Genomic DNA, 21,344 nt, shown 5'->3' with positions numbered 1-21,344 from the left:
TCCGCCTCCTGCAGGCCCATTCGATGGCGGCCGTGGCGGCGCCGAGGACGACGGCGATCACGTAGACGTAGCCGAGGTTCACGCTGCCGCCGCCTTCCGCTGGGTGCGGGCGCTGCGGCGCTCCTCGATGAACTTCCGCCCCTCGGCGGTGATCAGGTACAGGTTGACCGGCTTGCCGTGGGCCTTCGGGTTCACCGAGGGCTCGTCGCCGACCTTGACGAGCACCTTCGGCTGGCGGCGCTTGGCGAGGCAGCTGAAGTACAGGCCGGCGGTGCCGCGGCCGAGTTCGGGGACGATGGCCCACAGGTCGTTGGCGCTGAAGGGCCGGTTGCCGCCTGCTATGGCGAGTACGGCCTGGTCGAGGACGGCTTCGTTCCAGTCGGTGACGTGGGCGTAGAGGGCGGCGAGGAGCTCGTTGGCCTTGATGCGGGCCTGCTCGGGCGTCATGGTCATAGCTGTGGTCTCCTTGGACTTCGAGGAGGCCGCCCGCGATAGCGGCGCGGGCGGCGCCTCGTCGGTTACTGCTGGGCGTTTTTGAGCGCGGTGCCGCGCTCCTTGATGAAGGCGCCGAGGCTGGTCGGCTGGCCGGTCTGCGGGTGCATCAGTGGCGTCGCGAGGGCGCTGGCGGCCTCGACCTCGCGGTAGAGGGCGAGCAGGCTGTCCGGGGTCGCCTCAGGGGCGCTGGCGGCGTCGATCCACACCGTGGGGTCGATCTCCTTGCCGCCGTCGCGCAGCCAGTCCAGGTAGGGCTTGGCAATGTCACGTGCCCCGTTGGGCTGGTTGAGGACGAGGCCCCTGAAGGAGGGGCAGCGGGACTTGATGAAGCGGAGCCGGTTGGCCTCGTCCATCTCGGCGGCCACACCGAACTCGAACTCGATGCCCTTGCGCTGTTCGGCGCGCATCCCCTTGTTGACCGGGGATCCGTTCTCCAGGACCCAGTGCACGTAGGACCGCATCGTTACGACGACGTGCCCCGGGTAGGCCATGAGCGCTTCGATCATTTCGTTCTGGAGCGGGGTGCCGTCCTTCCAGCCGGCGAACTTGTTGCCGCCGTACTTGGCCTTGGCCTTCTCGACTTGGTCGAGGGTGCCGTCGGTGCCCTTCCAGAAGTGGCTGAGGGAATCGACCATGACGACCGGGTAGCCGGCCTGTGCTGCAACGGCGAGCGCCTTCTGCAGGTCTCGCGGGTCGTACCGGTGCATCGGCAGGGTGTCGAAGGTGACGTCAAGGTCGTTGACGTAGAGGGCTGCGGCGCCGCGTTCGGTGTCGATGACGGCGAAGGGCTGCCCTTCGGCGAGGCCGCTGGCGATGGACAGCCCGGTCCACGTCTTGCCGGAGCCGGACGGGCCCTGGATGGCGACGGTGGCGTTGAAGCCGTCCTTCGTGGCGGGTCGGAAGGTGAACGGCCCGTCGTCGTACTCATCGGTGGTCTGCTGCTGGCGTCCGGCGCGGACAGGCTGGCCAAGCTGGGACATGCGGGTTCTCCTAGGCGTACTGGCGCTCGACCCACGGAGGGAGCGAGATCATCGGGTTGGGCAGATATCCAGGCCACTCGCCGGACTCGCGGCAGATGGCATAGGTGTTGAGGGCGACCTCGTTGAGGTGGCGGCCGATACCGCGGGCCATCGGGTCGCAGGTGGTGACGACCACGAGGTAGGGCGGTTCCTTCTCCTGCAGCACAAACTGGAACGGACGCTCCGGGTCGATCACATCGAGGGCCAGGCCGGCGTCGAGGTACCACTCCTGTTGTTGGTGGTAACCCCAGTCGTGGATCACCTTCGGCAGGTCCAGAGGGTGCGCCGACTTGGTGGTCTTGTAGTCGACGATCTGGCCGTCGTGGCGAAGCCAGTCGAAGCGGGCCCGCCGCCAGACGCCCTTGTCATCCCAGAACGCGGACTGCTCGGCGACACCGGACTCGGGCTCCAGGAGCGGAGCTGCTTCCGGGTCCGCCCGCAGCGCTGCAGCCATGGCCTTGACCTGCACCAGCTCCGAGGGCTTCAGGGGGGTCTTGCCCTCGGCGCGGATCGCGGCGACCTCGGCTTTGACGGCGTCGGTGGTCCACTTCTCGGCGTCGACAACGACCAGTTCGGGCCCGTTGCCGAGGATGAGCGTGTGCGCGGCGGTGCCGAGGTCGAACTCCTTCTTCGGCGGCTGCGGGTGCTCGCTCCAGTGCTTGAACTTGGCCGGGCATTCGCTGGCGAGCTTGCGGGCGCCGGTGGAGGAGAGGCTGCCGCCGGGGATCGGGTCGAAGTGGTAGACCTCGGCGGGTATGTCGTACAGGCCCGGCTGCACGTCGGCCGACGTCTCCACGGTGGCGGTCATGCGACGCCATCCAGGGGCATCGGCCGGGCGCATCCCTCGCACAGAGGCTGTCGGGGAGCCCCAGCGAACGGCCCGTCCTCGTCACCACACCGGATACAGACCAGCCCTGCCGCCCGCTTGAGCTTGTCGATGCCGTCCTCGTCGTACTTGGCCATGCGGACGGCCTCGGCCTCGGCCGGGTAGATCTGGGCGAGCTTCGCCACCTCGACCGGCGGGGCGTAGGCGAGAAGGTCGAGGAGCTTCTGGTGGTAGGTGCCGGGCTGGTAGCCGCCTCGGTGGCCGAACGTCCACAGCACGTGTCGCGCGGTTTCGGTGGGAATGGTGGGGCTTGTGGTGCCCATGAGTCCTCGTTTCTGGGTGCAAGAAGGTGGGGCCCGCTCCGCTCGGGCGGGGGTGCTCCGTGCGGAGCGGGCCCTGGGTGCCGCGGAGCGCTGGGGGTGTCGCTCGACGCGGCCGTCTTCGGTTGTGGATCAGGTGGTCAGGCGGCGGTGTCGGCCTCGGCGGGCTGCGGCTTGATGGCCTTCCATTCCTCGGCCTCGGCGTCGTAGGCGACGAACTGGTTGTCGTCGACACGGAAGTTGATCCCGGCGTTCTTCGCGTCGTTCAGTGCGAGGGCCAAGCGGACCGCCCACTTGCGGGGCTCCTCGGCCATCTGCTTGGCGACGCGCGCCTCGTGGTCGTCCTGCCACTTCTGCGGGTTGAAGCCCGCGTCTTCGGCCATGTCCCACGCCCACTCGCCGAGTTCGCCAGAGTCGAGCTGCTCGGCGGTGTCGTTCACGACCTCCTGGGCGGCCCGCGGGTCGACCTGGTGGAGGGCGTCGAGGTACCGGTAGGCGCACCAGTCCGCGACGCCAGCGCGGATGTGCGCGAACCAGGCGTCGCGGTCGTCGTCGAAGCTGGTCTGGTAGGCGTTGGAGGTGGAGTCGAGGACACCGCGAAGCAGGTTGGCGGCGGTCTCGCTGATGTCGCGGGGGGCCTCCCAGCGCGACGGCTCCGGCTGCGGCAGGCTGGCCATGTCGACATCGGTGGCCCCGGCGGCGAGGGTCCACAGCCACAAGTCGTGGGCGGACTGGAAGGTCTGCTCCTTGGCCGGGCCGATGCCGCCGCCGTTGGACGGCATCTGCGCGCCGATGAAGTCCTGGCCGAAGAACAGGACGGCCTTCTTGTCGGCGGTGACCCGTGTGCGGAGGCTTTGCCGGATGGCGGACCACCGCGGCAGGAAGTCGGTGTTGAGGGCCGGGAACGGCTCGCCCTCGACGGTCTGGGCGGCGATGGTGCGGAGCAGGCCCCGCCAGTCGGGGAACTCCAGGCCGAGGTTGACGGCAACCCTGAACTCGGAGAGCGAGTCAGCGAATACGAGCCGTGCGTCGTCGGTGGTGCTGATCGTGATGTAGGTGGCGCCCTTCATCGAGTCGATCCGCTCGCGCAGGGCGGGCACGATGTCGCCGGGGATGAGGCGCGCCCACGGCTCGTTGTTCTGCTCGCTGTCGGCGAGGCGGTAGCGGGCGGCAGCGAGCGTGTACTTGTCGGTGGCGACGGCGTACAGGTACTGGCTGTCGACGTCGAGACGGATGCCGTGCAGGGGCTCGAAGCCCTCGTGGCCCATGTGGTCGGCTGTCTGGTCGAGGAGCAGCTTCAACTGGTGGGCGTTGATGGTGACGGACAAGGTCATCTCCTGGGATGCTGGGTTCGGATCCCCGGTCGGTTGCGTCGGCCGGGGGTTCGTGCGTTGGGCGCCGGTCCGGGCGGGAGGGTGCACCGCCCGGCCGGCGGGTCAGTGGGTGTGTCCGGGATCGGTGACGGGGCCGAGAAGTCCGGCTTCAGCCGCTTCCCGCAGGGTGCGCACGTCGATGCCGATGGGGTCGGTGGCCTGGTCCTCGATCGCGCTGGTGTCGCGGTAGCCGCCCGGCACGGTGACCGCGTTGGCGTTGGCCTCGGCGGCGAGCTGCCCGCCGAACCGGCTTTTGAGGGCGGTGAGTTCCTCGGCGAGCTGGTCGCGTTCGGCGGTGAGGTCGTCGATGTCGGCCTGCTGCTGCACGACGACCTGTTCCGTCTCCGCCTGCCGGGCGCCCGCGGTGGCGAGGTCTTCGCGGAGCAGGGCGACCTCGTCACCGGCCGCGTGGAGGTTGGTGAGGAGGGTGATCTCGTTGCGGCGGAGTTCGGCGACCTTGTCGACGGCGCGCCGGCTGCCGGAGCCCTTCAGGCCGGGGATGAGGTCGGTGAGGGTCACGCGGCTTCTCCCTTCAGGCGGGTGTTGGTGTGTCGTGCGGCGGTGAGGGCGGCTTCGAGGCGGAGGATGCGGAGGGCGGTCAGGCACAGGGCTTGCAGCCAGAGGACGGGCACCTCCGCCGGGGCGGTCATGACACGGCCGCCGGGAACTCGTCCCAGGTGCGGCCGTCCAGCTCGCGGCCGGCCTTGCCCTTGCCGACGCGGCGCATCTCCCAGCGGTGGCCGAGCTCGTCGATCGGGTCGCCGACGAGAACGTTGCGCCGGTCGGAAGGACGACCGATGACCATCCATCCGGTGGGCTGGTGCTCCCCCCACTGCTTGAACAGGTAGGGCACGCCCGCCGCTTGGGCCTGGTCGCGGATGCTGCGCGCCCAGTCGGGGCTCATCGGTCGGGCTCCGTGCCCGGACTCACCGCCGACGATGACCCAGCCGATCGGCTGGCCGTTCGGGCGGCCGTTGCCGGTGTGGCTGCCGCCCCAGTGACCATCGCGGGCACAGTCGGGGCAGTGCTGCTCGAGCGGGCCGGAGTAGAAGCGGCGGCAGTCCGGCCCCTGGCAACGCCATGCGGCGTGACCGCTGGGCATCCACGCCGAGAGGTCGACAGGCCCGAGGAGCGGCTCGCAGGACAGGAACCGGACGGCGGCCGGGGTGTCGACGAGGGCAGGGATCCTGAGATCGGCGCGCTTCTGGTCCTCGACGCTCACCCCGAGCCAGACGTTCGGCAGAGGCCAGGCCCGGCGGATCAGCTTCGGGTCGGCGAACGGCGGGAAGTGCAGGAGCTCGTAGTCGACCTTCTTCTCGAACTCCGGGTCGCTGAGCAGGGAGCGCATCCGGCCGTGCCGCTTGGTCAGCACCTGGTACGTGTGCTGCGGCGTCAGTGACATGGCCGCGAAGACGCGGGCGATGTAGTCGACCGGGATGTCCTTGTGGAACAGGTCGGACATCGAATTTACGAAGACGCGCTTCGGCTTCCGCCACTTCAGCGGCAGCGTCAGCCGCTCCGGGCGGAGGGTGACGTCGAAGCCGGTCTCGAAGTGGTGGCCGGGGATGCCGCGCCAGCGCTCGGCGAACGTCTCCGCGTAGCAGTTGTCGCAGCCGGGCGACACCTTCTCACAGCCGGTGACGACGTTCCACGTCGCATCCGTCCACTCGATCTTGGATGACTCGCTCACGCGGCCACCGCCAGGGGTGCGGTCCGCCATTCGCGGTCGTGGTGGTCGAGGACGAGCACGAAGGTGACGCCGGCGTAGCGGACAACAGCCCGCGTGTAGTGGCCGAACCCGGTCGACCTGGTCTCCAGCAGCGCGGTGTCGATGTCGAAGACGTCGCACCAGGCGGTGAAGGCGTCGGGGTCGTGGTGGAACTGGACGTCGATGACCTGTTCGGCGGCGAGGGTGGTGCCGCGCAGGTGGAACAGGGCGGCCGGCAGGTGCGGGTGGGTCTCGGCGATCGTCTCCAACGCGCGGAAGGAGAGGGTCATGTCAGTCAGGTTCAGAGCGCTCACGACGCCTCCTTGAGGGTGCGGGTGGTGTTGTCGGTCCAGGCGCCGAACTCGGCTTGGTTCTGCGAGTAGGGGTGCCAGCTGGCGTGGGGCAGGCGCCGGTACCAGCCGAAGGCGTGCAGGCCGCCGTCGTTCGGGTTGCGGGTGATGTGATCGACGAGGAACTCGCCGATCTGGCCGCCGACCTGACGGGTGTAGGTGCGCTCGGGCTGGAAGAACTGGGCGCTCACGCGACTTCACCACCCGTCTCGCGGGCCATGAGCGTGTTGAACTCGCAGGTGCTGCACGGCTGGCCGTAGGTGTAGCCCGCGCTGCAGACCCGGCACGTCTGGATCGGGGCTGGCGTCAACGCCTCCAGCTCCGTCACACGAGCCAGTGCCTCGTCGCGCTCGTTGCGGACCGCGTCCAGCTCGTCGAGCAGGTCTGACACGGCAGTCCGGGCGAGCGCCACGAAGACGGCGTGCCGCTCGTCACCGAAGACGCCCACCGAACTGCGCACCACAGCACCGCGCTCGGTCCGCAGCACGTCCTCGACGACGTGCGCGAAGGCGGGCGGGAGCACGCTCTTCTCGTTGACCTGGCTCGCGGTCCAGGCGCCGAGGGTCAGCGTGCGATTGGCGTCCAGGGCGGCCATGCTCTCCCGGATCTCGGCTTCGCGGGCCGGGGTGAGACGGTCACTCATCGCCGCTCACCGCCTCGCCGGTCACGGAGAACGGGGCCGGCTGCGCCTGGTCCAGTTGGGCGTCCGCCCGAGCCGCCTGCCCGAGCGCCTCGGACAGCGCCGCCGACAGGGTGCCGTTGTCCGCCTTCAGTCGCTCGATCTCCGCATCGGCGTGGCGGAGACGGTTGAGCGCTCCGGGGAGCGCCTCGGCGCCGTAGATCGCCCTCCACTGCTCGACCTCGGCGAGCAGCAGGAGCATCGACTCCTTGGCGCGGGCGCTGTGGAACGAGATCGATGTCTCGTACCGCAGCAGGCTCTTGATCTCCTTGAGCCGCGCGTCGTCGAGCCGCTTAGGCTCCGGCCCGGCAGGCATCGGCAGAGCGCCCAGGGCGGCCACCGCTGCGGCAGTCTCGGCAGCCCGTGCCGCCTTGAACTCGTCCTCCGATACCACGTCGACGTGACTGAGAGCGATGCAGGCGCTGTGCCCGTCCACCCAAACCACGTCGGTGTGACCGCCCAGCACGGACGCCACGCTTCGGGTACGGGTGACGAGCCGACGAGCGTTGCGGTCGTCCTCCGGGCGGAAGCCGGGGTAGGCGAACACCGGGATGCCGACCTCGTACAGCGCGTTGAACTGCTCTGCGTTCACGCGGTCACCGCCGATCCGGCGTGGGCCTCGTGGTCGCGGCGCCACCGATAGCAGGGGTTCGGCGCCTGGGTCTCCCGCCACTTGATGGGGCCGTGGCACTTCCGCAGCGGATTGTGGTACCAGGACCGCTGCATGGCCTGCGCGCCGCAGCCCGGGCAGGCGATCATGGGGCCGATCGGGGAAGTCCGCCCCAGGTCGAAGCGCTCGGAGTCGTCGAGGCGGCGGAACTCTAGGCACCCGTCGAGAACTTGAGTTCCCTCCAGGTCGATGTCGCTGTAGTCGTCGGCCCAGCGGTCGAGCGCGTCGTCCTCGTCCTCCGCGTCCACCCACATGACTCGGGTGACGGTTTCGATGACGACGATCGGGAAGCGGCGCTCGTCCAGGCCCCATGAGCGGGCGGCCTTCGTCCGCTCCAGCAGCGCCTCAACCTTCGGGTCGGGCTCGTTCGGCTCCAGCCGCGGCCACGACTCGTTGAGGTAACGGTGGCTGCCGGGGTGCTTCAGGTCCTTGTCGCAGGTGCGCCAGGAGTCGTCGGGCTTCAGCTCGTCGCACTTCACGACAGCACCCCCGTTGCCTGCTCGGGCCGGAGTGCGGTCGCGGCCAGCACCTTGTCCGCCCGATGCCAGTGAGCGAGCACGGTCTCCCGATCGCCCAAGTCCTCCACCGACAGCGGCGACACCGGGCGGCCCAGCTCCAGCTCGGCACGATCAGCAGCCGAAGCCGCCTCACGGACCGCGCGCGGCAGCTGGCGGGACGAGAAGTAGCGGACGGCGTCCGGCGTCGGGATACGGGAGACGCTCATCGCGCACCTCCCGACTTGGTGTCGTTGATCAGCACGTCGTTGCCGCACACGTCGTCGGGGTCGGCCGGGTCTCCGAAGGTGCAGGTCCCGCCGTCGGGAAGGTCGTCGGCCGTGAGCGGGGTCAGCCAGGCCCAGCCGTCGCCGTGCTCCCGGCACAGCAGCACGCCCGGCTGGGAAGAGTTGCGGTAGGCGACGACGCGGTGCTCGCGCGCCTCGTCGGGCTCGCCCTCGCGGGGCTGGATGACCATGCCGTTCTTGTCGGCCCAGTTGCGGGCCTGGCGCTCGTGGTGCTCCTTGACGTGCTCCGTAAAGTCCGCGTAGCCGTAGGCGTGGAAGGCGATCGGACCGAACTTCAGGTCGACGGCGGCGTTACCCTCCTCGTCGATCTCGGCGGTCAGGCCGAGGGTGGCGGCAAACTCCTCCACCGCGGGGTTCGTACTCAGCGGCAGCAGCAGGCGATCCGTCGACGGGAGATCGGCGTCCGGGTGCTGCTCCAGCCAGTCCGCGATCTCGCGCAGGCCGGCGATGTACTCGGCGCGGTCGGTCATCGCACACCGCCCTCGGTGGAGCAGGTGCAACGGGTGGTCATGCCGGAGATGTAGGCGCACGACTCGTCGTGGCCGCCGCGGGGCGGGAACGGCTCCTCGGTGCGGGCCGCGTACAGCGCCTCACGGTGCTGGTCCATCGCCGCCTCACGCGTCTCGGCGCGCTGCGAGGAGTGGTCGATGGCGTAGCCGCCGAGGAAGAACCCGGCGTGCCGCTTGTCGGCGTGGTTGTCGAAGATGACCGTGTTGTAGTTGCCTCGCGCGATGCGGATCGTGGACACGGTGACGTCGAGGGTGTCGCTCTTCACAGGCGATTGCCGGACGATCTTCGGCGGGCGGTTCTGCGAGAATAGAGGCATCGATCTGCCCTTCTGTTCACGGATGGTGTGGGTGGATCGCGCGGCTTTGCGGCCGCGGGGCCCCGGCTGCCGGTATGCGCGCCGGCGGTTGGGGCTCAAGCCGCACTAGGCGGCGAGGCGGGGCTCGGCCGGGCGGCTGTCGTGGAGAAGCTGGGGGTCAACGTCCTGGTCGCCTTCGGCGAGCCAGGCCGCGATGTCTGCGATGCGCCAGGCGGCCTTGCGGCTCAGGGTCACGGACCGGGGTCCGTCGCACTGACCGGTGCGCTTCTGCTTCTGGCGGTCCTTGTAGAGCGTCTCGATGCTTCGGCCGCTCAGTCGGGCGGCCTCATCGATCCACACGTGGCCGGGTGGGGCCGGCTGCTTGTGCTGGGGGGTACTTCGGGGCACGGTTTCTCCTATTCAGGATCGTCGCCCATAGTCATGGTGACGCGATTTGGCGTCACTGGGGGCATGAAGAGGACGAGTACGGCGACACCGAGGGCCTCCGCGAGGGCGTGGGCGCCAAGGACACCCACTGTGGATTGGCTGCCGCTGGCCAGTTTCTGTATGAGCCCCGGGCCGCAGCCGCTCGCTTCCGCGAGGGTTCGGACCGAGTAGGGGGCTCCGCGGCCGGGGTTTTCCATGACCCATCTGAACTTCGCGGGGTCTTTGAGCGTGTAGCGGGTATGGCTCAACGGTTCTCCAGTGGTGCGGAGTGGCCTTGGCTTGCCCCCAGTAGAGCACTTTCGGTGTCACTCTGTCTACAGAATGGGTCACCTCGCGCCGCATATCGGCAAAGTTTGTGGCTAGATAGCATGGATGCGTAGACGATCCGTCTACAAACGAGGATGGTTGTACGGACTGACCTGCTACTTTTCCAGCGCACACCCCCACGGATAGAAACAGCCGGTGGAAGAGTGAACCGAGAGGACGACCAGGACATGACGGCAGCGGCCCCTGCGCCGGAGTCTGACGCAGCCCAGCCCTCCCCTACAGGGCCGCTCTCCCAGCTCATCCAAGCCGCACTCGACGACGGTAAGAGCCTTCGCGAACTCGGCAAGGTCGCAGTTGACCCGGAGACGGGCGAGAAGATCTCCTGGCAGTACTTCCAGAAGCTCGTCAAGAACCCGCCGGCTTCCGCCCCCAGTCCTGTCCAGATGCGCGCCATTGCCGCCGCCCTCGGCAAGTCGGAGACACGCATCAAGGAGGCGGTCGCCGAGCAGTGGCTGGACTACCGGGCCACCGAACTGGTCGGCTACGGAGGCACCGTGCGCATCATTCTTGGTCACCTCGGCGGCATGTCGGAGCGGGAGCAGCGGCGATGGCTGGCCATGATCGAGGCTGACGAGCGGGCTCGGCGCGAGGAGTAGTGCACCGCGCCCCGCCAGCACACACGTTGACTAAGAAGTCCCTTTATAGACATTTCGTACAACTGATTGTGGCCATCTGTTAACAGGTCGTACCCTTCCACAACCGTGCGCTTTCGGCAGATCCGTCACGGGCGCACCGCAACAACGGGAGGGCGCCTCATGCTGCGCGTCGTATACAGGGCCGACGACCCCGGCCCCGGGAAACTGTCCGACTGGCGCGAAGAACGCGGTCTCATCGAGTTTCGCGTCGCCTGCGGAACCAAGGCCCGCCAGTTCATCCCCTCGCTCAACGCCACCCTGCGCGACTGTGTCAAGAACACCCAGTGGTTCCAGGTCTGGGGAGGCGAGGTCATCTCCCCGGACCACCCCGAGAACCCCATCTCCGTCACGTTCGCGCTGTCGCCCTTCAACCCGGCACCGCCGGTCGACTTCCGTGAGCACAAGGGTGATGTGGCCGTGTACCTCTGCCCCACCGCAACGATCGACGAGATCGCCCCCTTCCTGAATCGCTCCGTCGAGGAGTGCCTCGCCGGCGGACGATGGTTCCAGTTGTGGCACGGAGAGATCGTCACCATCGATTCCCCTGGGACCATGGCGGCCTGATCAACCGTGCAGGGGAGGCGACGTGCCGGGATACATCGAGGACCGCTGGTACAAGAAGGGCGTTGACCCGGATACCAAGAAGGTCATTCAGATTCCCACGGAGCGGCACGGAAAGGGCAAGCGCTACAAGGTCACCGGTATCCCCGGCGTCCGCTCCCGGTCGTTCCCCGACGGACAGAAGGCCGCCGCCAAGGACTGGCTCGCCAACGCCCAGAGTGACACCATCCGCGGCCAGTTCTACGATCCGCGCGACGGATCCATCACCCTGGACGAATACGTGCGCAAGCACTGGTGGCCCACGGTGCGGTACCCGCCGACCACCAAGGCGTCCGTGCGTTCCCGGGTCTTCGGCCACATCCTCCCGCACGCCGGCGCACTGTCACTGAACCGCATCGGGTTCGACGAGGTGCGGGCCTGGCAGAGCCGGGCCGAGCAGGACATCGACGTCGGAACGCTCGTCGTCACATGGGCCCACTTCTCGTCGATTCTGCAGGCGGCACACAAGGCGAAGAGGATTCCGGCGAATCCGTTCCGCGACCCAGAACTCAGGGCCCCCCGTCTGCCCAAGTCGAAGGCGCTGGCGTGGCCGCAGGACACCGTCACGATGGTGCAGGAGGAACTTCCCGACCGTTACGGCATCCTGGTCAGCCTGGGCGCCGGTGCGGGTCTGCGGCAGGGCGAGGCCCTCGGCTTCTCGCCCGATGACGTCGACGGCGAGGACATCCACGTCGTCCGGCAGATCATCAAAGTCAACGGGCGGTTCGGGTTCGGGCCCCCGAAGGGAAACAAGGAGCGTGCTGCGCCGTGCACCCCCGAACTGGCCGAGGCGATCAAGGAGTACGCCAACCGGTTCCCGTCCGTCGAGGTAACGCTGCCGTGGGTGGATCCGGCTCGGCCGAGCCTGGCGTGGGAGGACCGTCCCAAGCGCACTGTGCGGCTACTCGTCACGACGCAGTTCCGCAACGGGGTCAACGGCGGCGCCATCAACAAGGACACCTTCAACGAGAAGCACTGGAAGCCGGCGCTCGCTGCGGCCGGGATGATCCCGCAGCCTGAGGTCACCTACATCGAGCCGAAGAAGGGGAGGAGCCCGTGGCGCAAGGAGACGTGGACGATGCCGCGCGAGTTCGGCTTCCACGTCCTACGCCACACGTTTGCTAGCGTCGTTCTGGCTGAGGGTGAGACGATTACACAGCTGGCCGCGTGGCTGGGCCACAGTGACCCGGCGTTCACGCTCCGGACCTACGTGCACTTCATGCCGAAGTCCGGTAGCCGCGGCAGGGCCGCGCTCGGGCGCCTCGTGTCGGGTGTCGCGCCAGAGGCCGGGGAGTCTCCTGAGAGTCCTGATACTGCGCTTCAAAGTGGATCTCCCCAGACGCTCCCCAGCTCGGATGGATCATGAGTTGAGCGGCCACCGAGGACCCCTCGATGGCCGCTCTTTCAGCTCAGGAATCGATGCTGTTTCAGCAGGTCATGGCGTGTAGACCGTCGGCCGGGGTGCCGTCGGCATCTTGTTGCCGATGAAGAAGCTCGTGTGCGGCGGCTGGTTATAAGCCGTGTTCTGCCAGGCCAGGCCCGTGCGGTCTGCGGCGATGAAGTGCGGTTGACTCTCGAAGGTCCTGACCTGCTGGTATCTAGTGTCCTTGAGTGGTGCCGAGTGGTGACGGGTGGCATTTCTCCACGCCCCCAAACGCTCCCCGGAAGGCCCTGCTCCCCAGATCCTCCCCGGAATCCATCGCCGTAGATGCCCTATGAACTGCCGGGACACCTCGCCACGACCGCTTCCCCGACATGCCCCGGCTCGTACTCGACGCCAGCCTGTTCGGCAGTGTTGCGGCGACAGCCCTCCATGACGAGGACGCAATCGCGACAGGCGCGCACTTCTTCCGGCTGGCCAGCTCGGGGCTTGATCATCTTGACGAGGGCAGTGTCGACGGTTCCGCCACCTGGGTGGCGAAAGCAGGTCCCCGGCTGCCAGGTATAGAGGTCGAGGATCTGCTGGCGGTCCATCTCTTCTCCCGTCGGTTGGCCGTCTGCGTCATACGGCGTGAACATTCGTTCGAATCTGGACGTTACCTGTCACCCTGTAGCGCACGCCAGCACGCGACAGGGCTGCGAGCGAGGGGGGTGGGTCATGCGGAACAAGCAATGAAGCGGCTCGACTAACTTCAAGATCAAATAATGCCTCGTTTACGAGGCTGACTTATGATCATGCAGGCCAGAGCGTTTGTCGAGTGCCACACCTGCCCGATGATGACGCCTGGCTCCTCGAACGCCGCCGCGCCATCGGCGACCGTATCCGCGTTACCCGGCTTCGCCAGAACATGACCCAGGAAGCCCTACACCTCTCGGCCGGCCTCTCCCGCGCCACCCTGCAGGGCATTGAGGCTGGCACGCGCGACGCCCGGATCTCGTCGCTCATAAAGATCGCGCGCGTCTTGGGTGTGCACGTCACCGACCTCCTCCGCGGTTACTGAATCATCGTCAATACGCGGGCACCCCTGAGGCAAGTACGCAGTCTGCATAGATCCGCGTGAACCGAAAGCGCTCCGTGTGAATTCCTCACCCGCAGGTCAGGCCATGGCCAAACGTTCCCTCGGGTAACTCAACTACCCGCCCGCTGCAAGGCTTTGGCGGCGGGTGGCGCTCACTGGGTGTGGTCGGAGAGCTGGCGGTAGGCGTCGTCGCAGACATCGATCCAGGCCCGGTACAGCCGTTCACCTTCGTCGCAGCGGTCGCGGTCGACGTCCCTGCACCTGGCGCACTCGTCGGTGACGTGTTGGACGTAGCGGCGCCGGGCCTGCTGGACGGGGCTGAGCTCGCCGCTGGGGGCGTTCATTTGGCGCGGCACGCCGGGTTCTGGTGTGGGCGGCGGGTCTCTACGCTCGTCCATGGTCGACGCTCCGATCGTCGGCTGCCTCCCGGATGCTGGCCCGCGTCCGGGGGGCGTTTTGTGCTGTGGGTCACCATACTCTCGCGGAATAGGCGGTATAGGTCGTATAGGCGGTCTCATCTCGCCTGTTCGGCTAAGCCCACCTAGCGTCTTGGATCATGAGGTGGGAGCCGGAAGTACCCAGGTGGCGGCAGGTGTGTGACGTAATGCGGGAGCGGATCGTCGACGGCACCTACACGCCCGGAGGCAGGCTTCCGTCCGCGATGGCAATCTGCGACGAGTTCGGGATTAGCCAGGTGACCGCGAAGCGCGTGTTGACAGAGCTGCGGAAGGCGGGGCTGGCCGTCATGTATCCCGGCGTGGGGACGTTCGTCACCGAGCTGCCGCGGCCGTCGGAGTCCTGACCACTGTCAGACCCGGCTCCTAGACTTGCCCGCATGCCGTCTAATCCCCTGTCGCCGGGTTCCGTGCGGCCTGCCGAGCAGGTCAACGCGGAGATCCGTGCGTTGTGGCCGCATCCGGCGGTGCGGCTGACGGCTGAGCAGCGGGCCCGGTACGCGCTGCTCGTCGAGGAGTGGACGCTGGCCGTCGCGGCGGAGCGGGCGTGCGGGGAGATCGTGAAGGCGGCGTAACCTTACCGCGTGGCAATCGAACTACCTGACGACCTGATCGAGCACGAACGTGCGGCGTGGGGCGAGATTCAGCGCGGCCAGCTCACCGTCGACACCGCCCTCGCCGTCCATGCTGGGGTCGGCGCATTCATCGCCCGCGACGAAGTCGACGCCTCCCGGTACGAGGTCGAGATGGAGCTCAAGCGGATCGTGCGGCACTCGGAGATGGCGGGCTAGCAGTCCCCGTCCCAGCGGAATCGCCACGCTCCGTCATCAGCCCGGCTGCAGCGCCCGCCTTCGACGATCGGCACGTACAGGGCCCGTCGGATCGGGGCCACCTTCCCGGCAGCCGCCTCGAACAGGGCCGACAACGGCTCCTCAAGAGGCAGCTGAACGGCGAGGCCCGGGTGTGCGCGGTCCAGCTTCAGGCGGGTGCCGTCGCGAGGGCCGCCCACGCAGACGACCGCGCACTCCGCAGCTCGGCTTGGGGCTCCAGCGGGCCCGACGTCTGGGTCTTGAACGGTCACCGGCAGTGTGGCCAGGAAGGCGTCGTCGAGTTGGAGGCCTGTCTCTTTGAGGACGACTGCCGCCAGCTCGGACCTCACCTTGTCGGTGAGCATGTCGCGGACTGGGCCGTCTTCCTCCCAGATCTCGCGGGCTACCGGGAGCTCCACCCATGCCTCGCCCATGGTGAGCAGCACCGAACAGACGAGGTTGATCGTCGGCGAGAACGGAGCCACAGGCCCTCCTAAGTCGAGCGCCCCGCACCGGGCATCACTCCGGGCGGGGCGAGCGCGTGCAGCCATGCAGCGCGGATACGTGGCTCCAACTGTACGAGCCGCCACCGACAACGAGGGTTGGTCAGGCGCGAGCGGCGATCATTCGTCGTCGTATTCGAGCACCTCGCGGTGGTGTGGCGCTGCAGGGGCAGGCGGCAGGCGGCAGGCGGCAGGCGGCAGGCGGCAGGCGGGAAACGTTCACGGCGTGCATGGCCAGCAGCTCGTCGACGTCCAGGCTTGCTCCTCTCCGATGCGACGCGGGGGATCCTACGCCATAGAATCGAACGCGTGAACGATAGCCCGCCGTCCCGTCTCGACATGCTGCGCTTCCTTGAGCGCATCCAGCTCGCCGACCTCCAACGCACCCGGCAATGGATCGCCCGAGAAGAGCAGCGGGAAGCCGAGCGGCGCCGCGGCGAAGAGCGTCGGCCACCCGCCCCGGACTGGCTGTTGCAGCAGTCCCTGGGTGGACGACATCCCGTCGCAGTGCACGTCGGCGGCTGCCACATGGCGGGGAAGAACGTGCGCGGAATCGGGCGGGACCAGGCCGTCCGGGCGCTCACGGAAGGCGTGGCGGCGTGCACGCACTGCAGGCCGGACACGGAGCTCGGCGTGCTCGACTAGGCGCTGCGCTTCGCCCGGCCCGCGGTCTTCTTCACCGTCTTCCTGGCGGCCTAGCGGACGCGGCCCATGTCCTCCCGGTGGTACTGGTGGAACGAGATCGAATGCGTCTCGGTGGCGCTCACCACACGAAGCCAGATGGCAGGTATGGCTGACCTCCGCAGGCTGCCCCGAGCAGCACCAGCCTATGAGCCGCCCCACCAGCCCGCGAGCCAGGCGCTGTCAGTGCCGCCAGCGATGATGAGCGCATGACGACCACCATGCAGAACTACGCGCTCACCTGGACCGACACCGACGGCACACCGCGGGCATCCGCTGTCGCCTACGACGAGACCAGCGCCGGACGGCAGAAGTCCGTACTCGAAGCGGCAGGCAGCACCAACGTGGAGATCGTGCCGGTCAAGCCCGGCCAACTCCCCCAGGTGTAGGACCGTGCGCGGGCGCCCGCCCTGACGGCGGGGCGCGCACCACCATCTGTCACGAAAAGGTGACTACTCCCCCATACACCCACCAGCGCCCCACCAGATGACTACCGTCGTCGCTCCACCACAAGCAGGGGGGACGATGACCAACCCGTACACGCCCATGCCGCCAGCGCCACGCCCGGCCGACACCCGCCCGCTCTACAGGCGCCCCCGCGTATGGGCTGGCGGCTCGGGCCTGTTCATCGCCGGCGCGCTGATCGCCGCCACCGGGAACGGCGGGCAGCAACCCGCCGCCGAGATCAAATCCGCGCCAGCCGCGACCATCACCGTGACGGCCACACCCGAGCCAGGCCCAACCGTCACCGAGACCATCAAAGCCAAGGCCAAGCCACAGCCCACGGTCACCGTCACCAAAACCGCCCGTGCCCAGGTCGCCGACACCAACAGCAGTAGCGGAAGCGACAGCGGCAGCGACACCACGGGCACGTGCTCGATCGTCTCCAGCTCGGGCAACTGCTACTCGGCAGGACAGTTCTGCCGGAACAGTGACCACGGGGCCAGCACGACCACCGCCAGCGGCGCGAGGATCAAGTGCGTGTACAGCTCCAACGCATGGCGGTGGACCTACTCCTAACAAGACAGCGGCGCCCGACTCGACGGGGGACGAGACGGGCGCCACAGCCAGTGTGGCACGGGGCTGTCGAGGGCCGGGGGAACACTCCGCCGAAATGGCCTTACCGTCCCAGCATGAGCACTCCGAAGACCATCTACAGCCAGTCCGAAGCCCGCGGGCTTCGCGACCATCCCTGTATCCACTGCGGCCGGCTGAGCCGTGTCGACAAGCGCGTCCAGGCCGACATGGGCGGCGGCGTCAACCCGGACGTGTCCGTCCTCTGGTACTGCCCCGACCTCATCTGCGAGGGGCACGACGGGTTCTCGATCGAGAGCCAGTAGGCTGACGCGACGACGCCCCGCCCACTTACCCTGGGCGGGGCGCCGTTGCTGCTGTCAGTCAGGCGGCGGGCTTGATGACGGCGAGCAGGGCACGGAGCTGGTCCGTGGTCACCTCGGAGCGCACCTCGTGCTTGACGTCGATCCCGGCGGCCAGCAACTCCATGAACAGCGACCTGCGCTGGTTCATCTCCTCGTACTGCTTTTGTGTCATCAGTCGGGCACGGACTCCGACGTTGCCCTCCTCGGCTCCCGTCTTCCGGTCGAACCGCTCCCGGCGCTCGTACCCGTGGAGGGACACGTACAGGTACTTACGGCCGACTCGCGAAACGGTGACGGGCTCGTCACCTCGGAAGCGGTTGCCCGTGACGAGGACGAGGTTGTCACCGATCTTGACGTTGCCTAGTCCGTTCATGCTCATGAGTTCTTCCTCTCCAGGTACCGGTAGATGGTGGTGCGGGCGACGCCGAGTTCGTCGGCGATGGCCTGCACGGTGTGCTTGCGTTTCCCGTCCTCGCCCAGCTCGTCGTACATCTCCTGGGCGAGCTTGACCTGGCGCGGCTTAAGGGCCTGCTTCCTGCCGCCGACCCGGCCTCGGGCGCGGGCGGCTTCGAGGCCGTCGCGAGTGCGCTCGACGATAAGGGACCGCTCGAACTCCGCGATGGCGCCGAGGATGTGGAAGAACATCCGCCCGGCCGGGGTGCTGGTGTCGATGCCCTGGCTCAGGACGACGAGGTTGACGCCCTTCTTCTCCAGCTGCTCGGAGAGCTCGATGAGGTTCTTCAGGGAGCGTCCGAGCCGGTCGAGCTTGGTGATGACGAACTCGTCTCCTTCGCGGGCGGCGATCAGCGCCTTGTCGAGCTCGGGCCGGGAAGCTAGCTTGCCGGAGGCCTTGTCGACGAAGACGGGATCGCATCCTGCTTCTTTGAGGGCGTCCTCCTGTGCGTCTGGGTTCTGGTCGCGTGTGGAGACGCGGCCGTATCCGATTCTCATGAACCGAGCGTAGCGATTCTGAGCCCTTTACGCGACATAGTTGAGGACACGAGTTTGCGTCACTCTCGAACTGCAGGAACGCAGTTGGGGGTAGGGGTGTCGATAGACGGTCGTTTCTCGACGTGCCGCCTAGGCTCCCCGCTGTGACACACTCCGCGCCATGAAGACGTGCACCACCTGCCGCCAGGAGTACGACGAGACGGACGACGAGGCGGTCAAGCACCACACCGAGGACGCCCGCGCTGCTACATGTGTCACGGCTCGTTCTGCTTCTGCCCCGCGCACTGACTCCGGGCATGACGAAGGGCCCCGCGCCGAGGAGGAGCGGGGCCCGCGATATGGCATGTTATCGAGAGTGCTCGACCACAATGGGGGATTGTTTCAGGGAACGTGACGACTCGCACCTGGAGGCATCGGTGCCCTCCTCGTACCGTGTCCCTGCATGTGGTTATCACTGGTAAGCGCCATCACCGGCGCAGTCATCGCCACGGCCTCCAGCGCCTTCCTCGACCATCACCGTTGGCGCCGGGACCAGGCGCAGCAGCTCACTGACACCCGTCGCGTCCTGTACGGCGAATACCTTGCCGCTCTCTCGAAGGCCCGGAACCACTTCCGCAGCCTCGCCCGAGACCTTGACATCGATCCGAAGGAACGAGGAGCCTCCGCCCGCACTAGCTTTGTGCCCTGCTACGACGGCCGGTATCAGATCGCAATCACCGCCTCTGCCAAGGTAGTTGCTGCTTCCGAGGAGACGTTCCGAAAGCTTCGCAACATACGCGACGTAGCGGGCTCTGGTGCTCTCGCCGGAGACGAGAGGTACGCGGAGGGGCGTAGTGAGTACGAAGTCGCCCTTGCGAAACTGCGTAAGGCGATGCGCGAGGAACTTGGAGCGGACCGCGTCTAAGCATCTCTATAACAGATGCGAGCTCACAGAACCAGGTTGGCGATGTCCCCTACCGTGACATCCGGTCCCTCACGTCGCGCACAGCTAACCGCCCCCGCTCCCCCTGCGCGTGTGAGGCAGGGAGGCGGGGGCGCTGTCGCGTCCAACGTCGAGGATCGGCGCCAGGGCTACCTCCTCACGCCGGCGAAAGGCTAGCCTCCCTTGATCGCGGTCATGCACAGGGCGGCTATGTACGTGCCCTTGAAATGGACCCACCTGTTGGAGGTTCCCCCGCAGGCCGTGTAGTTGCCGCCCTTCAGTTCGCTGGTCACGATGTTCCCGCAGACCGTCTGCCCCTTGGACAGGGAGCCGACAACACTGCCGAAGGTCGAAGGCTGGCTGCGCACGGTGACGCCAGTCTTCGCGGCGTAAGTCGTACAGCCCGCGGCGACCGCCTGCTGTGCCGTGGCTGCTTGCGCCGGGCCAGCGGCGACGAGACCGCTGGCGCCGATGAGTACTGCCGATGCGAGAGCGGTCACCACTCGCAGATTCTTCACTTGTCCCCCTACAGACCTGGTGACGGTTGATCGACTGCTCGTGCGGCTCCACGGTCTCACTGCTGGCATCAGATCGTCTTTGATCGGGAGTCCACAGATCCTTGATGCTCAGTCCCCGCACGCCCGCAGCGGCTCCGAGCCGCGATCCAACTCAGTTGCGCGCTACCTGGCATCGGTTAGGCGCCCCTGACTTGACGCCGTGGCTAGCCTCCGACCATGACCACGTACAAGGGCGATGCCATCCTCCTTGCCGAGGACGGCCGCGAGTTCGAAACCGAAGCAGAGCTCACCAAGGACTCGTCCGGGAGTTGGCGCGGAACCCTCACCTTCCGCGACGTGACGCTGTTCCGAGCTCTGCTGAACATCAGCGACGGCCACCTCCTCATCGACCGGAAGACGGGAGAGTTCGTCCGGCCGGATACCTCCGATTGGACTGCCAGCCCCGCCGGCCCGCAGGTGATGCGCATCCTGGGTAGCGGCGAGGCTCCGTTCTGACGACAGCTCAGTGCCCCGCTCCCTCGCCACACGGCAGGGAGGCGGGGCTCGGTCGTTCCTGCGACGAGCACGTAAGGGAACGTTATGCGCTACCTCTTGCATCCATCCTTGGCATTCACTCTTGACTGCATATCTTGAGTTGCTACCTTGAGTTCATGACGACAGCTACCGAACAGGGCACGCACTGCTGGCACATGTCGTTCCTCGCACGCAACGAGATCGGTCTGACCGCGCAGGATCGCAGCGGGCACTGGACGCCGACGCAAGGCATGACCCGCTTCGACGCCATGAACGAGATCCGCCGCCAGGTCGTCGGGGCCAGCCCGTACCTCGCGGACGCCGCGATGCTCAGCTTCGACATCCAGCCCAACACCCTCTGAGGCAACCAGACATGACGAGCAACCACCGCCTGATCCCGAATGGCTTCTGCTGGTGCGGCTGCGGCCGTGAGATCACCCTCGGGAAGTTCTTCGCCCAGGGCCACGACAAGGTCGCCGAAGCCGCCCTGATGGCGGTCCGGTACGAGGCGTCGGTCCCTCGCCTGCTGGCAGAGCACGGGTTCGGCCCCGACAAGTCGGTGACCGACGCGGCCGTCAACGAGGGAGGCTGGGAGAAGTGCCCGCGCGGCTGCGGCTACGTCGGCGCCCCTGCATCCGTCACCAACCACATCCGCAAGCACCACACGAACAAGGAGAGTTAAGCATGGGATTCCCGAAGATCGTGCGTCAGACGCCGGTCAAGCACGGCACCGAAGTGACGCTGACGGTGTCCACCGTGCAGATCGCTCGCAACTACTACGACACCGTCATCTTCGACGACAGTGCCGACAAGCGTCACAACGGCATGGTCCTGAACGGGCACGAGTACGAGGGCCGCACGTTTGGGCCCTACGTCATCGACAAGTCGAGCACCCGAGTCGGCACTCGCGCCGAGGCCATGGAGCACCATCGCGAAGCCCTGTACGCGGCGCGCACCGAAACGCCCCGCGCCTCACGCGCATTCGTCGAGCAGTGAGCGGTCCCCGCCTGCCGTTAACAGGCGGGGACCTCCCCGAACTCTAGCCGTACCAGCGAGGCGCCCCCGCTCCCCCCGCCGCATCAGCGGCGAGGAGGCGGG

39 protein-coding genes and 1 pseudogene are annotated in these 21,344 nt (G+C 67.5%); 16 read left to right on the top strand and 24 right to left on the bottom strand.

Going from position 1 to position 21,344, the window contains the following annotated elements; all coding sequences use genetic code 11:
- Positions 1 to 78: 78 nt before the first annotated feature.
- The 17 genes from FPZ41_RS00885 to FPZ41_RS00810 all read right to left on the bottom strand — a co-directional run bounded on the left by FPZ41_RS00885 (position 79) and on the right by FPZ41_RS00810 (position 9,455).
- The gene (locus FPZ41_RS00885; RefSeq protein ID WP_152857869.1) at positions 79 to 453 is read right to left on the bottom strand and encodes a hypothetical protein; all 375 of its coding nucleotides are present in this window, start codon (positions 451 to 453) and stop codon (positions 79 to 81) included.
- Between the two features lie 65 nt (positions 454 to 518).
- Complete coding sequence (locus FPZ41_RS00880; protein WP_152857867.1) at positions 519 to 1,475, bottom strand: AAA family ATPase; 957 nt, start codon at positions 1,473 to 1,475, stop codon at positions 519 to 521.
- A 10-nt stretch (positions 1,476 to 1,485) separates the two neighbouring features.
- On the bottom strand, positions 1,486 to 2,322 hold the full coding sequence (locus FPZ41_RS00875; RefSeq protein WP_152857865.1) for a PD-(D/E)XK nuclease-like domain-containing protein: 837 nt from the start codon (positions 2,320 to 2,322) through the stop codon (positions 1,486 to 1,488).
- Positions 2,319 to 2,663: a hypothetical protein gene (locus FPZ41_RS00870; RefSeq protein WP_152857863.1), complete on the bottom strand. Its 345-nt coding sequence runs from the start codon at positions 2,661 to 2,663 to the stop codon at positions 2,319 to 2,321. The genes FPZ41_RS00875 and FPZ41_RS00870 overlap by 4 nt, the downstream gene beginning before the upstream one ends.
- Positions 2,664 to 2,800: 137 nt before the next feature.
- Complete coding sequence (locus FPZ41_RS00865; RefSeq protein WP_194235927.1) at positions 2,801 to 3,988, bottom strand: hypothetical protein; 1,188 nt, start codon at positions 3,986 to 3,988, stop codon at positions 2,801 to 2,803.
- A gap of 108 nt (positions 3,989 to 4,096) precedes the next feature.
- The gene (locus FPZ41_RS00860; protein WP_152857859.1) at positions 4,097 to 4,552 is read right to left on the bottom strand and encodes a hypothetical protein; all 456 of its coding nucleotides are present in this window, start codon (positions 4,550 to 4,552) and stop codon (positions 4,097 to 4,099) included.
- Entirely contained in the window at positions 4,549 to 4,683 is a 135-nt protein-coding gene (locus FPZ41_RS49310) for a hypothetical protein (RefSeq protein ID WP_265584184.1), read from the bottom strand. Before FPZ41_RS49310 ends, FPZ41_RS00860 begins: the two co-directional genes overlap by 4 nt.
- The gene (locus FPZ41_RS00855; protein WP_322619685.1) at positions 4,680 to 5,723 is read right to left on the bottom strand and encodes a DUF5131 family protein; all 1,044 of its coding nucleotides are present in this window, start codon (positions 5,721 to 5,723) and stop codon (positions 4,680 to 4,682) included. The genes FPZ41_RS49310 and FPZ41_RS00855 overlap by 4 nt, the downstream gene beginning before the upstream one ends.
- Entirely contained in the window at positions 5,720 to 6,055 is a 336-nt protein-coding gene (locus FPZ41_RS00850; protein ID WP_152857855.1) for a hypothetical protein, read from the bottom strand. The genes FPZ41_RS00855 and FPZ41_RS00850 overlap by 4 nt, the downstream gene beginning before the upstream one ends.
- Entirely contained in the window at positions 6,052 to 6,282 is a 231-nt protein-coding gene (locus FPZ41_RS00845; protein ID WP_152857853.1) for a hypothetical protein, read from the bottom strand. Before FPZ41_RS00845 ends, FPZ41_RS00850 begins: the two co-directional genes overlap by 4 nt.
- On the bottom strand, positions 6,279 to 6,734 hold the full coding sequence (locus FPZ41_RS00840) for a hypothetical protein (RefSeq protein ID WP_152857851.1): 456 nt from the start codon (positions 6,732 to 6,734) through the stop codon (positions 6,279 to 6,281). Before FPZ41_RS00840 ends, FPZ41_RS00845 begins: the two co-directional genes overlap by 4 nt.
- Positions 6,727 to 7,362 (bottom strand): hypothetical protein, encoded by a 636-nt coding sequence (locus tag FPZ41_RS00835; protein WP_152857849.1) that lies wholly within the window; start codon positions 7,360 to 7,362, stop codon positions 6,727 to 6,729. Before FPZ41_RS00835 ends, FPZ41_RS00840 begins: the two co-directional genes overlap by 8 nt.
- Positions 7,359 to 7,919, bottom strand: a complete 561-nt coding sequence (locus tag FPZ41_RS00830; protein WP_152857847.1) for a hypothetical protein — start codon at positions 7,917 to 7,919, stop codon at positions 7,359 to 7,361. Before FPZ41_RS00830 ends, FPZ41_RS00835 begins: the two co-directional genes overlap by 4 nt.
- On the bottom strand, positions 7,916 to 8,164 hold the full coding sequence (locus FPZ41_RS00825; RefSeq protein ID WP_152857845.1) for a hypothetical protein: 249 nt from the start codon (positions 8,162 to 8,164) through the stop codon (positions 7,916 to 7,918). Before FPZ41_RS00825 ends, FPZ41_RS00830 begins: the two co-directional genes overlap by 4 nt.
- The gene (locus tag FPZ41_RS00820; protein ID WP_152857843.1) at positions 8,161 to 8,712 is read right to left on the bottom strand and encodes a hypothetical protein; all 552 of its coding nucleotides are present in this window, start codon (positions 8,710 to 8,712) and stop codon (positions 8,161 to 8,163) included. Before FPZ41_RS00820 ends, FPZ41_RS00825 begins: the two co-directional genes overlap by 4 nt.
- Entirely contained in the window at positions 8,709 to 9,068 is a 360-nt protein-coding gene (locus FPZ41_RS00815) for a hypothetical protein (RefSeq protein ID WP_152857841.1), read from the bottom strand. The genes FPZ41_RS00820 and FPZ41_RS00815 overlap by 4 nt, the downstream gene beginning before the upstream one ends.
- A gap of 105 nt (positions 9,069 to 9,173) precedes the next feature.
- Positions 9,174 to 9,455, bottom strand: a complete 282-nt coding sequence (locus FPZ41_RS00810; protein ID WP_152857839.1) for a helix-turn-helix transcriptional regulator — start codon at positions 9,453 to 9,455, stop codon at positions 9,174 to 9,176.
- A gap of 533 nt (positions 9,456 to 9,988) precedes the next feature.
- Here FPZ41_RS00810 and FPZ41_RS00805 point away from each other — a divergent pair.
- The 3 genes from FPZ41_RS00805 to FPZ41_RS49765 all read left to right on the top strand — a co-directional run bounded on the left by FPZ41_RS00805 (position 9,989) and on the right by FPZ41_RS49765 (position 12,422).
- Complete coding sequence (locus tag FPZ41_RS00805) at positions 9,989 to 10,417, top strand: hypothetical protein (protein ID WP_152857837.1); 429 nt, start codon at positions 9,989 to 9,991, stop codon at positions 10,415 to 10,417.
- Positions 10,418 to 10,576: 159 nt separating this feature from the next.
- A complete protein-coding gene (locus tag FPZ41_RS00800; protein ID WP_152857835.1) occupies positions 10,577 to 11,020 on the top strand; it encodes a hypothetical protein in 444 nt (147 codons plus the stop codon).
- Between the two features lie 22 nt (positions 11,021 to 11,042).
- Positions 11,043 to 12,422 (top strand): tyrosine-type recombinase/integrase, encoded by a 1,380-nt coding sequence (locus tag FPZ41_RS49765; protein WP_322619684.1) that lies wholly within the window; start codon positions 11,043 to 11,045, stop codon positions 12,420 to 12,422.
- A gap of 69 nt (positions 12,423 to 12,491) precedes the next feature.
- On the opposite strand, the pseudogene FPZ41_RS50110 reads toward FPZ41_RS49765, so the two are convergent.
- A pseudogene (locus FPZ41_RS50110) lies at positions 12,492 to 12,602 on the bottom strand (rhamnogalacturonan lyase family protein); the annotation flags it as partial.
- A gap of 167 nt (positions 12,603 to 12,769) precedes the next feature.
- Positions 12,770 to 13,075, bottom strand: coding sequence for a hypothetical protein (locus FPZ41_RS00785; RefSeq protein ID WP_152858075.1), 306 nt, complete (start codon positions 13,073 to 13,075; stop codon positions 12,770 to 12,772).
- 179 nt (positions 13,076 to 13,254) lie between these two features.
- Here FPZ41_RS00785 and FPZ41_RS00780 point away from each other — a divergent pair, with 179 nt between their 5' ends.
- Positions 13,255 to 13,497 (top strand): helix-turn-helix domain-containing protein, encoded by a 243-nt coding sequence (locus FPZ41_RS00780; RefSeq protein ID WP_322619699.1) that lies wholly within the window; start codon positions 13,255 to 13,257, stop codon positions 13,495 to 13,497.
- A gap of 170 nt (positions 13,498 to 13,667) precedes the next feature.
- Here the strand turns inward: FPZ41_RS00780 and FPZ41_RS00775 are convergent, their stop codons facing one another.
- Positions 13,668 to 13,913: a hypothetical protein gene (locus tag FPZ41_RS00775; RefSeq protein WP_152858071.1), complete on the bottom strand. Its 246-nt coding sequence runs from the start codon at positions 13,911 to 13,913 to the stop codon at positions 13,668 to 13,670.
- Between the two features lie 194 nt (positions 13,914 to 14,107).
- On the opposite strand from FPZ41_RS00775, the gene FPZ41_RS00770 reads away from it, so the two are divergent.
- The 3 genes from FPZ41_RS00770 to FPZ41_RS00760 are packed head-to-tail and all read left to right on the top strand — an operon-like array spanning position 14,108 to position 14,761.
- Positions 14,108 to 14,317, top strand: coding sequence for a winged helix-turn-helix domain-containing protein (locus tag FPZ41_RS00770; protein ID WP_322619698.1), 210 nt, complete (start codon positions 14,108 to 14,110; stop codon positions 14,315 to 14,317).
- Positions 14,318 to 14,350: 33 nt separating this feature from the next.
- Positions 14,351 to 14,545 carry a hypothetical protein gene (locus FPZ41_RS00765; protein WP_152858067.1) on the top strand — a complete coding sequence of 65 codons (195 nt, stop codon included), beginning with the start codon at positions 14,351 to 14,353 and terminating at the stop codon, positions 14,543 to 14,545.
- 9 nt (positions 14,546 to 14,554) lie between these two features.
- A complete protein-coding gene (locus FPZ41_RS00760; protein WP_322619697.1) occupies positions 14,555 to 14,761 on the top strand; it encodes a hypothetical protein in 207 nt (68 codons plus the stop codon).
- Here the strand turns inward: FPZ41_RS00760 and FPZ41_RS00755 are convergent.
- On the bottom strand, positions 14,758 to 15,264 hold the full coding sequence (locus FPZ41_RS00755; protein ID WP_152858065.1) for a hypothetical protein: 507 nt from the start codon (positions 15,262 to 15,264) through the stop codon (positions 14,758 to 14,760). The two genes, FPZ41_RS00760 and FPZ41_RS00755, sit on opposite strands and share 4 nt — an antisense overlap.
- A gap of 327 nt (positions 15,265 to 15,591) precedes the next feature.
- Between FPZ41_RS00755 and FPZ41_RS00750 the strand changes: the two genes are divergently transcribed.
- The 4 genes from FPZ41_RS00750 to FPZ41_RS00735 all read left to right on the top strand — a co-directional run bounded on the left by FPZ41_RS00750 (position 15,592) and on the right by FPZ41_RS00735 (position 17,303).
- Positions 15,592 to 15,927, top strand: coding sequence for a DUF6233 domain-containing protein (locus tag FPZ41_RS00750; RefSeq protein WP_322619696.1), 336 nt, complete (start codon positions 15,592 to 15,594; stop codon positions 15,925 to 15,927).
- A 245-nt stretch (positions 15,928 to 16,172) separates the two neighbouring features.
- Entirely contained in the window at positions 16,173 to 16,352 is a 180-nt protein-coding gene (locus tag FPZ41_RS00745; RefSeq protein ID WP_152858063.1) for a hypothetical protein, read from the top strand.
- A 136-nt stretch (positions 16,353 to 16,488) separates the two neighbouring features.
- Positions 16,489 to 16,983, top strand: a complete 495-nt coding sequence (locus FPZ41_RS00740) for a hypothetical protein (RefSeq protein ID WP_152858061.1) — start codon at positions 16,489 to 16,491, stop codon at positions 16,981 to 16,983.
- Between the two features lie 113 nt (positions 16,984 to 17,096).
- On the top strand, positions 17,097 to 17,303 hold the full coding sequence (locus FPZ41_RS00735) for a hypothetical protein (protein WP_152858059.1): 207 nt from the start codon (positions 17,097 to 17,099) through the stop codon (positions 17,301 to 17,303).
- A gap of 58 nt (positions 17,304 to 17,361) precedes the next feature.
- On the opposite strand, the gene FPZ41_RS00730 is transcribed toward FPZ41_RS00735, so the two are convergent.
- Entirely contained in the window at positions 17,362 to 17,721 is a 360-nt protein-coding gene (locus FPZ41_RS00730) for a beta barrel domain-containing protein (protein WP_152858057.1), read from the bottom strand.
- Positions 17,718 to 18,293: a recombinase family protein gene (locus tag FPZ41_RS00725; protein ID WP_152858055.1), complete on the bottom strand. Its 576-nt coding sequence runs from the start codon at positions 18,291 to 18,293 to the stop codon at positions 17,718 to 17,720. Before FPZ41_RS00725 ends, FPZ41_RS00730 begins: the two co-directional genes overlap by 4 nt.
- A gap of 442 nt (positions 18,294 to 18,735) precedes the next feature.
- Between FPZ41_RS00725 and FPZ41_RS00720 the strand changes: the two genes are divergently transcribed.
- Complete coding sequence (locus tag FPZ41_RS00720; RefSeq protein ID WP_152858053.1) at positions 18,736 to 19,197, top strand: hypothetical protein; 462 nt, start codon at positions 18,736 to 18,738, stop codon at positions 19,195 to 19,197.
- A 191-nt stretch (positions 19,198 to 19,388) separates the two neighbouring features.
- On the opposite strand, the gene FPZ41_RS00715 is transcribed toward FPZ41_RS00720, so the two are convergent.
- On the bottom strand, positions 19,389 to 19,733 hold the full coding sequence (locus tag FPZ41_RS00715) for an SH3 domain-containing protein (RefSeq protein ID WP_152858051.1): 345 nt from the start codon (positions 19,731 to 19,733) through the stop codon (positions 19,389 to 19,391).
- A 216-nt stretch (positions 19,734 to 19,949) separates the two neighbouring features.
- Between FPZ41_RS00715 and FPZ41_RS00710 the strand changes: the two genes are divergently transcribed.
- From FPZ41_RS00710 to FPZ41_RS00695, 4 genes are all read left to right on the top strand, one after another.
- A complete protein-coding gene (locus tag FPZ41_RS00710; protein WP_152858049.1) occupies positions 19,950 to 20,228 on the top strand; it encodes a hypothetical protein in 279 nt (92 codons plus the stop codon).
- Between the two features lie 155 nt (positions 20,229 to 20,383).
- Positions 20,384 to 20,608, top strand: coding sequence for a hypothetical protein (locus FPZ41_RS00705; protein WP_152858047.1), 225 nt, complete (start codon positions 20,384 to 20,386; stop codon positions 20,606 to 20,608).
- Between the two features lie 11 nt (positions 20,609 to 20,619).
- Positions 20,620 to 20,928: a hypothetical protein gene (locus FPZ41_RS47765; RefSeq protein ID WP_228022341.1), complete on the top strand. Its 309-nt coding sequence runs from the start codon at positions 20,620 to 20,622 to the stop codon at positions 20,926 to 20,928.
- Positions 20,929 to 20,930: 2 nt separating this feature from the next.
- On the top strand, positions 20,931 to 21,242 hold the full coding sequence (locus FPZ41_RS00695) for a hypothetical protein (protein ID WP_152858045.1): 312 nt from the start codon (positions 20,931 to 20,933) through the stop codon (positions 21,240 to 21,242).
- The last annotated feature ends 102 nt before the right edge of the window (positions 21,243 to 21,344 follow it).

It is taken from the genome of Streptomyces acidicola, assembly GCF_009377235.1.
Classification (GTDB): domain Bacteria; phylum Actinomycetota; class Actinomycetes; order Streptomycetales; family Streptomycetaceae; genus Streptomyces; species Streptomyces acidicola.
This window is presented reverse-complemented; position numbering and strand designations above follow the sequence as displayed.

Excerpts from the sequence above, each read along its gene's own strand:
- FPZ41_RS00735 (WP_152858059.1), top strand. The coding sequence starts at position 17,097 with ATGAGCACTCCGAAGACCATCTACAGCCAGTCCGAAGCCCGCGGGCTT.
- FPZ41_RS00825 (WP_152857845.1), bottom strand. The coding sequence starts at position 8,164 with ATGAGCGTCTCCCGTATCCCGACGCCGGACGCCGTCCGCTACTTCTCG.
- FPZ41_RS00885 (WP_152857869.1), bottom strand. The coding sequence starts at position 453 with ATGACCATGACGCCCGAGCAGGCCCGCATCAAGGCCAACGAGCTCCTC.
- FPZ41_RS00765 (WP_152858067.1), top strand. The coding sequence starts at position 14,351 with ATGCCGTCTAATCCCCTGTCGCCGGGTTCCGTGCGGCCTGCCGAGCAG.
- FPZ41_RS00785 (WP_152858075.1), bottom strand. The coding sequence starts at position 13,075 with ATGTTCACGCCGTATGACGCAGACGGCCAACCGACGGGAGAAGAGATG.
- FPZ41_RS00745 (WP_152858063.1), top strand. The coding sequence starts at position 16,173 with ATGACGACCACCATGCAGAACTACGCGCTCACCTGGACCGACACCGAC.
- FPZ41_RS00805 (WP_152857837.1), top strand. The coding sequence starts at position 9,989 with ATGACGGCAGCGGCCCCTGCGCCGGAGTCTGACGCAGCCCAGCCCTCC.
- FPZ41_RS00695 (WP_152858045.1), top strand. The coding sequence starts at position 20,931 with ATGGGATTCCCGAAGATCGTGCGTCAGACGCCGGTCAAGCACGGCACC.
- FPZ41_RS00710 (WP_152858049.1), top strand. The coding sequence starts at position 19,950 with ATGACCACGTACAAGGGCGATGCCATCCTCCTTGCCGAGGACGGCCGC.
- FPZ41_RS00725 (WP_152858055.1), bottom strand. The coding sequence starts at position 18,293 with ATGAGAATCGGATACGGCCGCGTCTCCACACGCGACCAGAACCCAGAC.
- FPZ41_RS00840 (WP_152857851.1), bottom strand. The coding sequence starts at position 6,734 with ATGAGTGACCGTCTCACCCCGGCCCGCGAAGCCGAGATCCGGGAGAGC.
- FPZ41_RS47765 (WP_228022341.1), top strand. The coding sequence starts at position 20,620 with ATGACGAGCAACCACCGCCTGATCCCGAATGGCTTCTGCTGGTGCGGC.
- FPZ41_RS00775 (WP_152858071.1), bottom strand. The coding sequence starts at position 13,913 with ATGGACGAGCGTAGAGACCCGCCGCCCACACCAGAACCCGGCGTGCCG.
- FPZ41_RS00815 (WP_152857841.1), bottom strand. The coding sequence starts at position 9,068 with ATGCCTCTATTCTCGCAGAACCGCCCGCCGAAGATCGTCCGGCAATCG.
- FPZ41_RS00820 (WP_152857843.1), bottom strand. The coding sequence starts at position 8,712 with ATGACCGACCGCGCCGAGTACATCGCCGGCCTGCGCGAGATCGCGGAC.
- FPZ41_RS00870 (WP_152857863.1), bottom strand. The coding sequence starts at position 2,663 with ATGGGCACCACAAGCCCCACCATTCCCACCGAAACCGCGCGACACGTG.
- FPZ41_RS00880 (WP_152857867.1), bottom strand. The coding sequence starts at position 1,475 with ATGTCCCAGCTTGGCCAGCCTGTCCGCGCCGGACGCCAGCAGCAGACC.
- FPZ41_RS00730 (WP_152858057.1), bottom strand. The coding sequence starts at position 17,721 with ATGAGCATGAACGGACTAGGCAACGTCAAGATCGGTGACAACCTCGTC.
- FPZ41_RS00720 (WP_152858053.1), top strand. The coding sequence starts at position 18,736 with ATGTGGTTATCACTGGTAAGCGCCATCACCGGCGCAGTCATCGCCACG.
- FPZ41_RS00875 (WP_152857865.1), bottom strand. The coding sequence starts at position 2,322 with ATGACCGCCACCGTGGAGACGTCGGCCGACGTGCAGCCGGGCCTGTAC.
- FPZ41_RS00800 (WP_152857835.1), top strand. The coding sequence starts at position 10,577 with ATGCTGCGCGTCGTATACAGGGCCGACGACCCCGGCCCCGGGAAACTG.
- FPZ41_RS00705 (WP_152858047.1), top strand. The coding sequence starts at position 20,384 with ATGACGACAGCTACCGAACAGGGCACGCACTGCTGGCACATGTCGTTC.
- FPZ41_RS00740 (WP_152858061.1), top strand. The coding sequence starts at position 16,489 with ATGACCAACCCGTACACGCCCATGCCGCCAGCGCCACGCCCGGCCGAC.
- FPZ41_RS49310 (WP_265584184.1), bottom strand. The coding sequence starts at position 4,683 with ATGACCGCCCCGGCGGAGGTGCCCGTCCTCTGGCTGCAAGCCCTGTGC.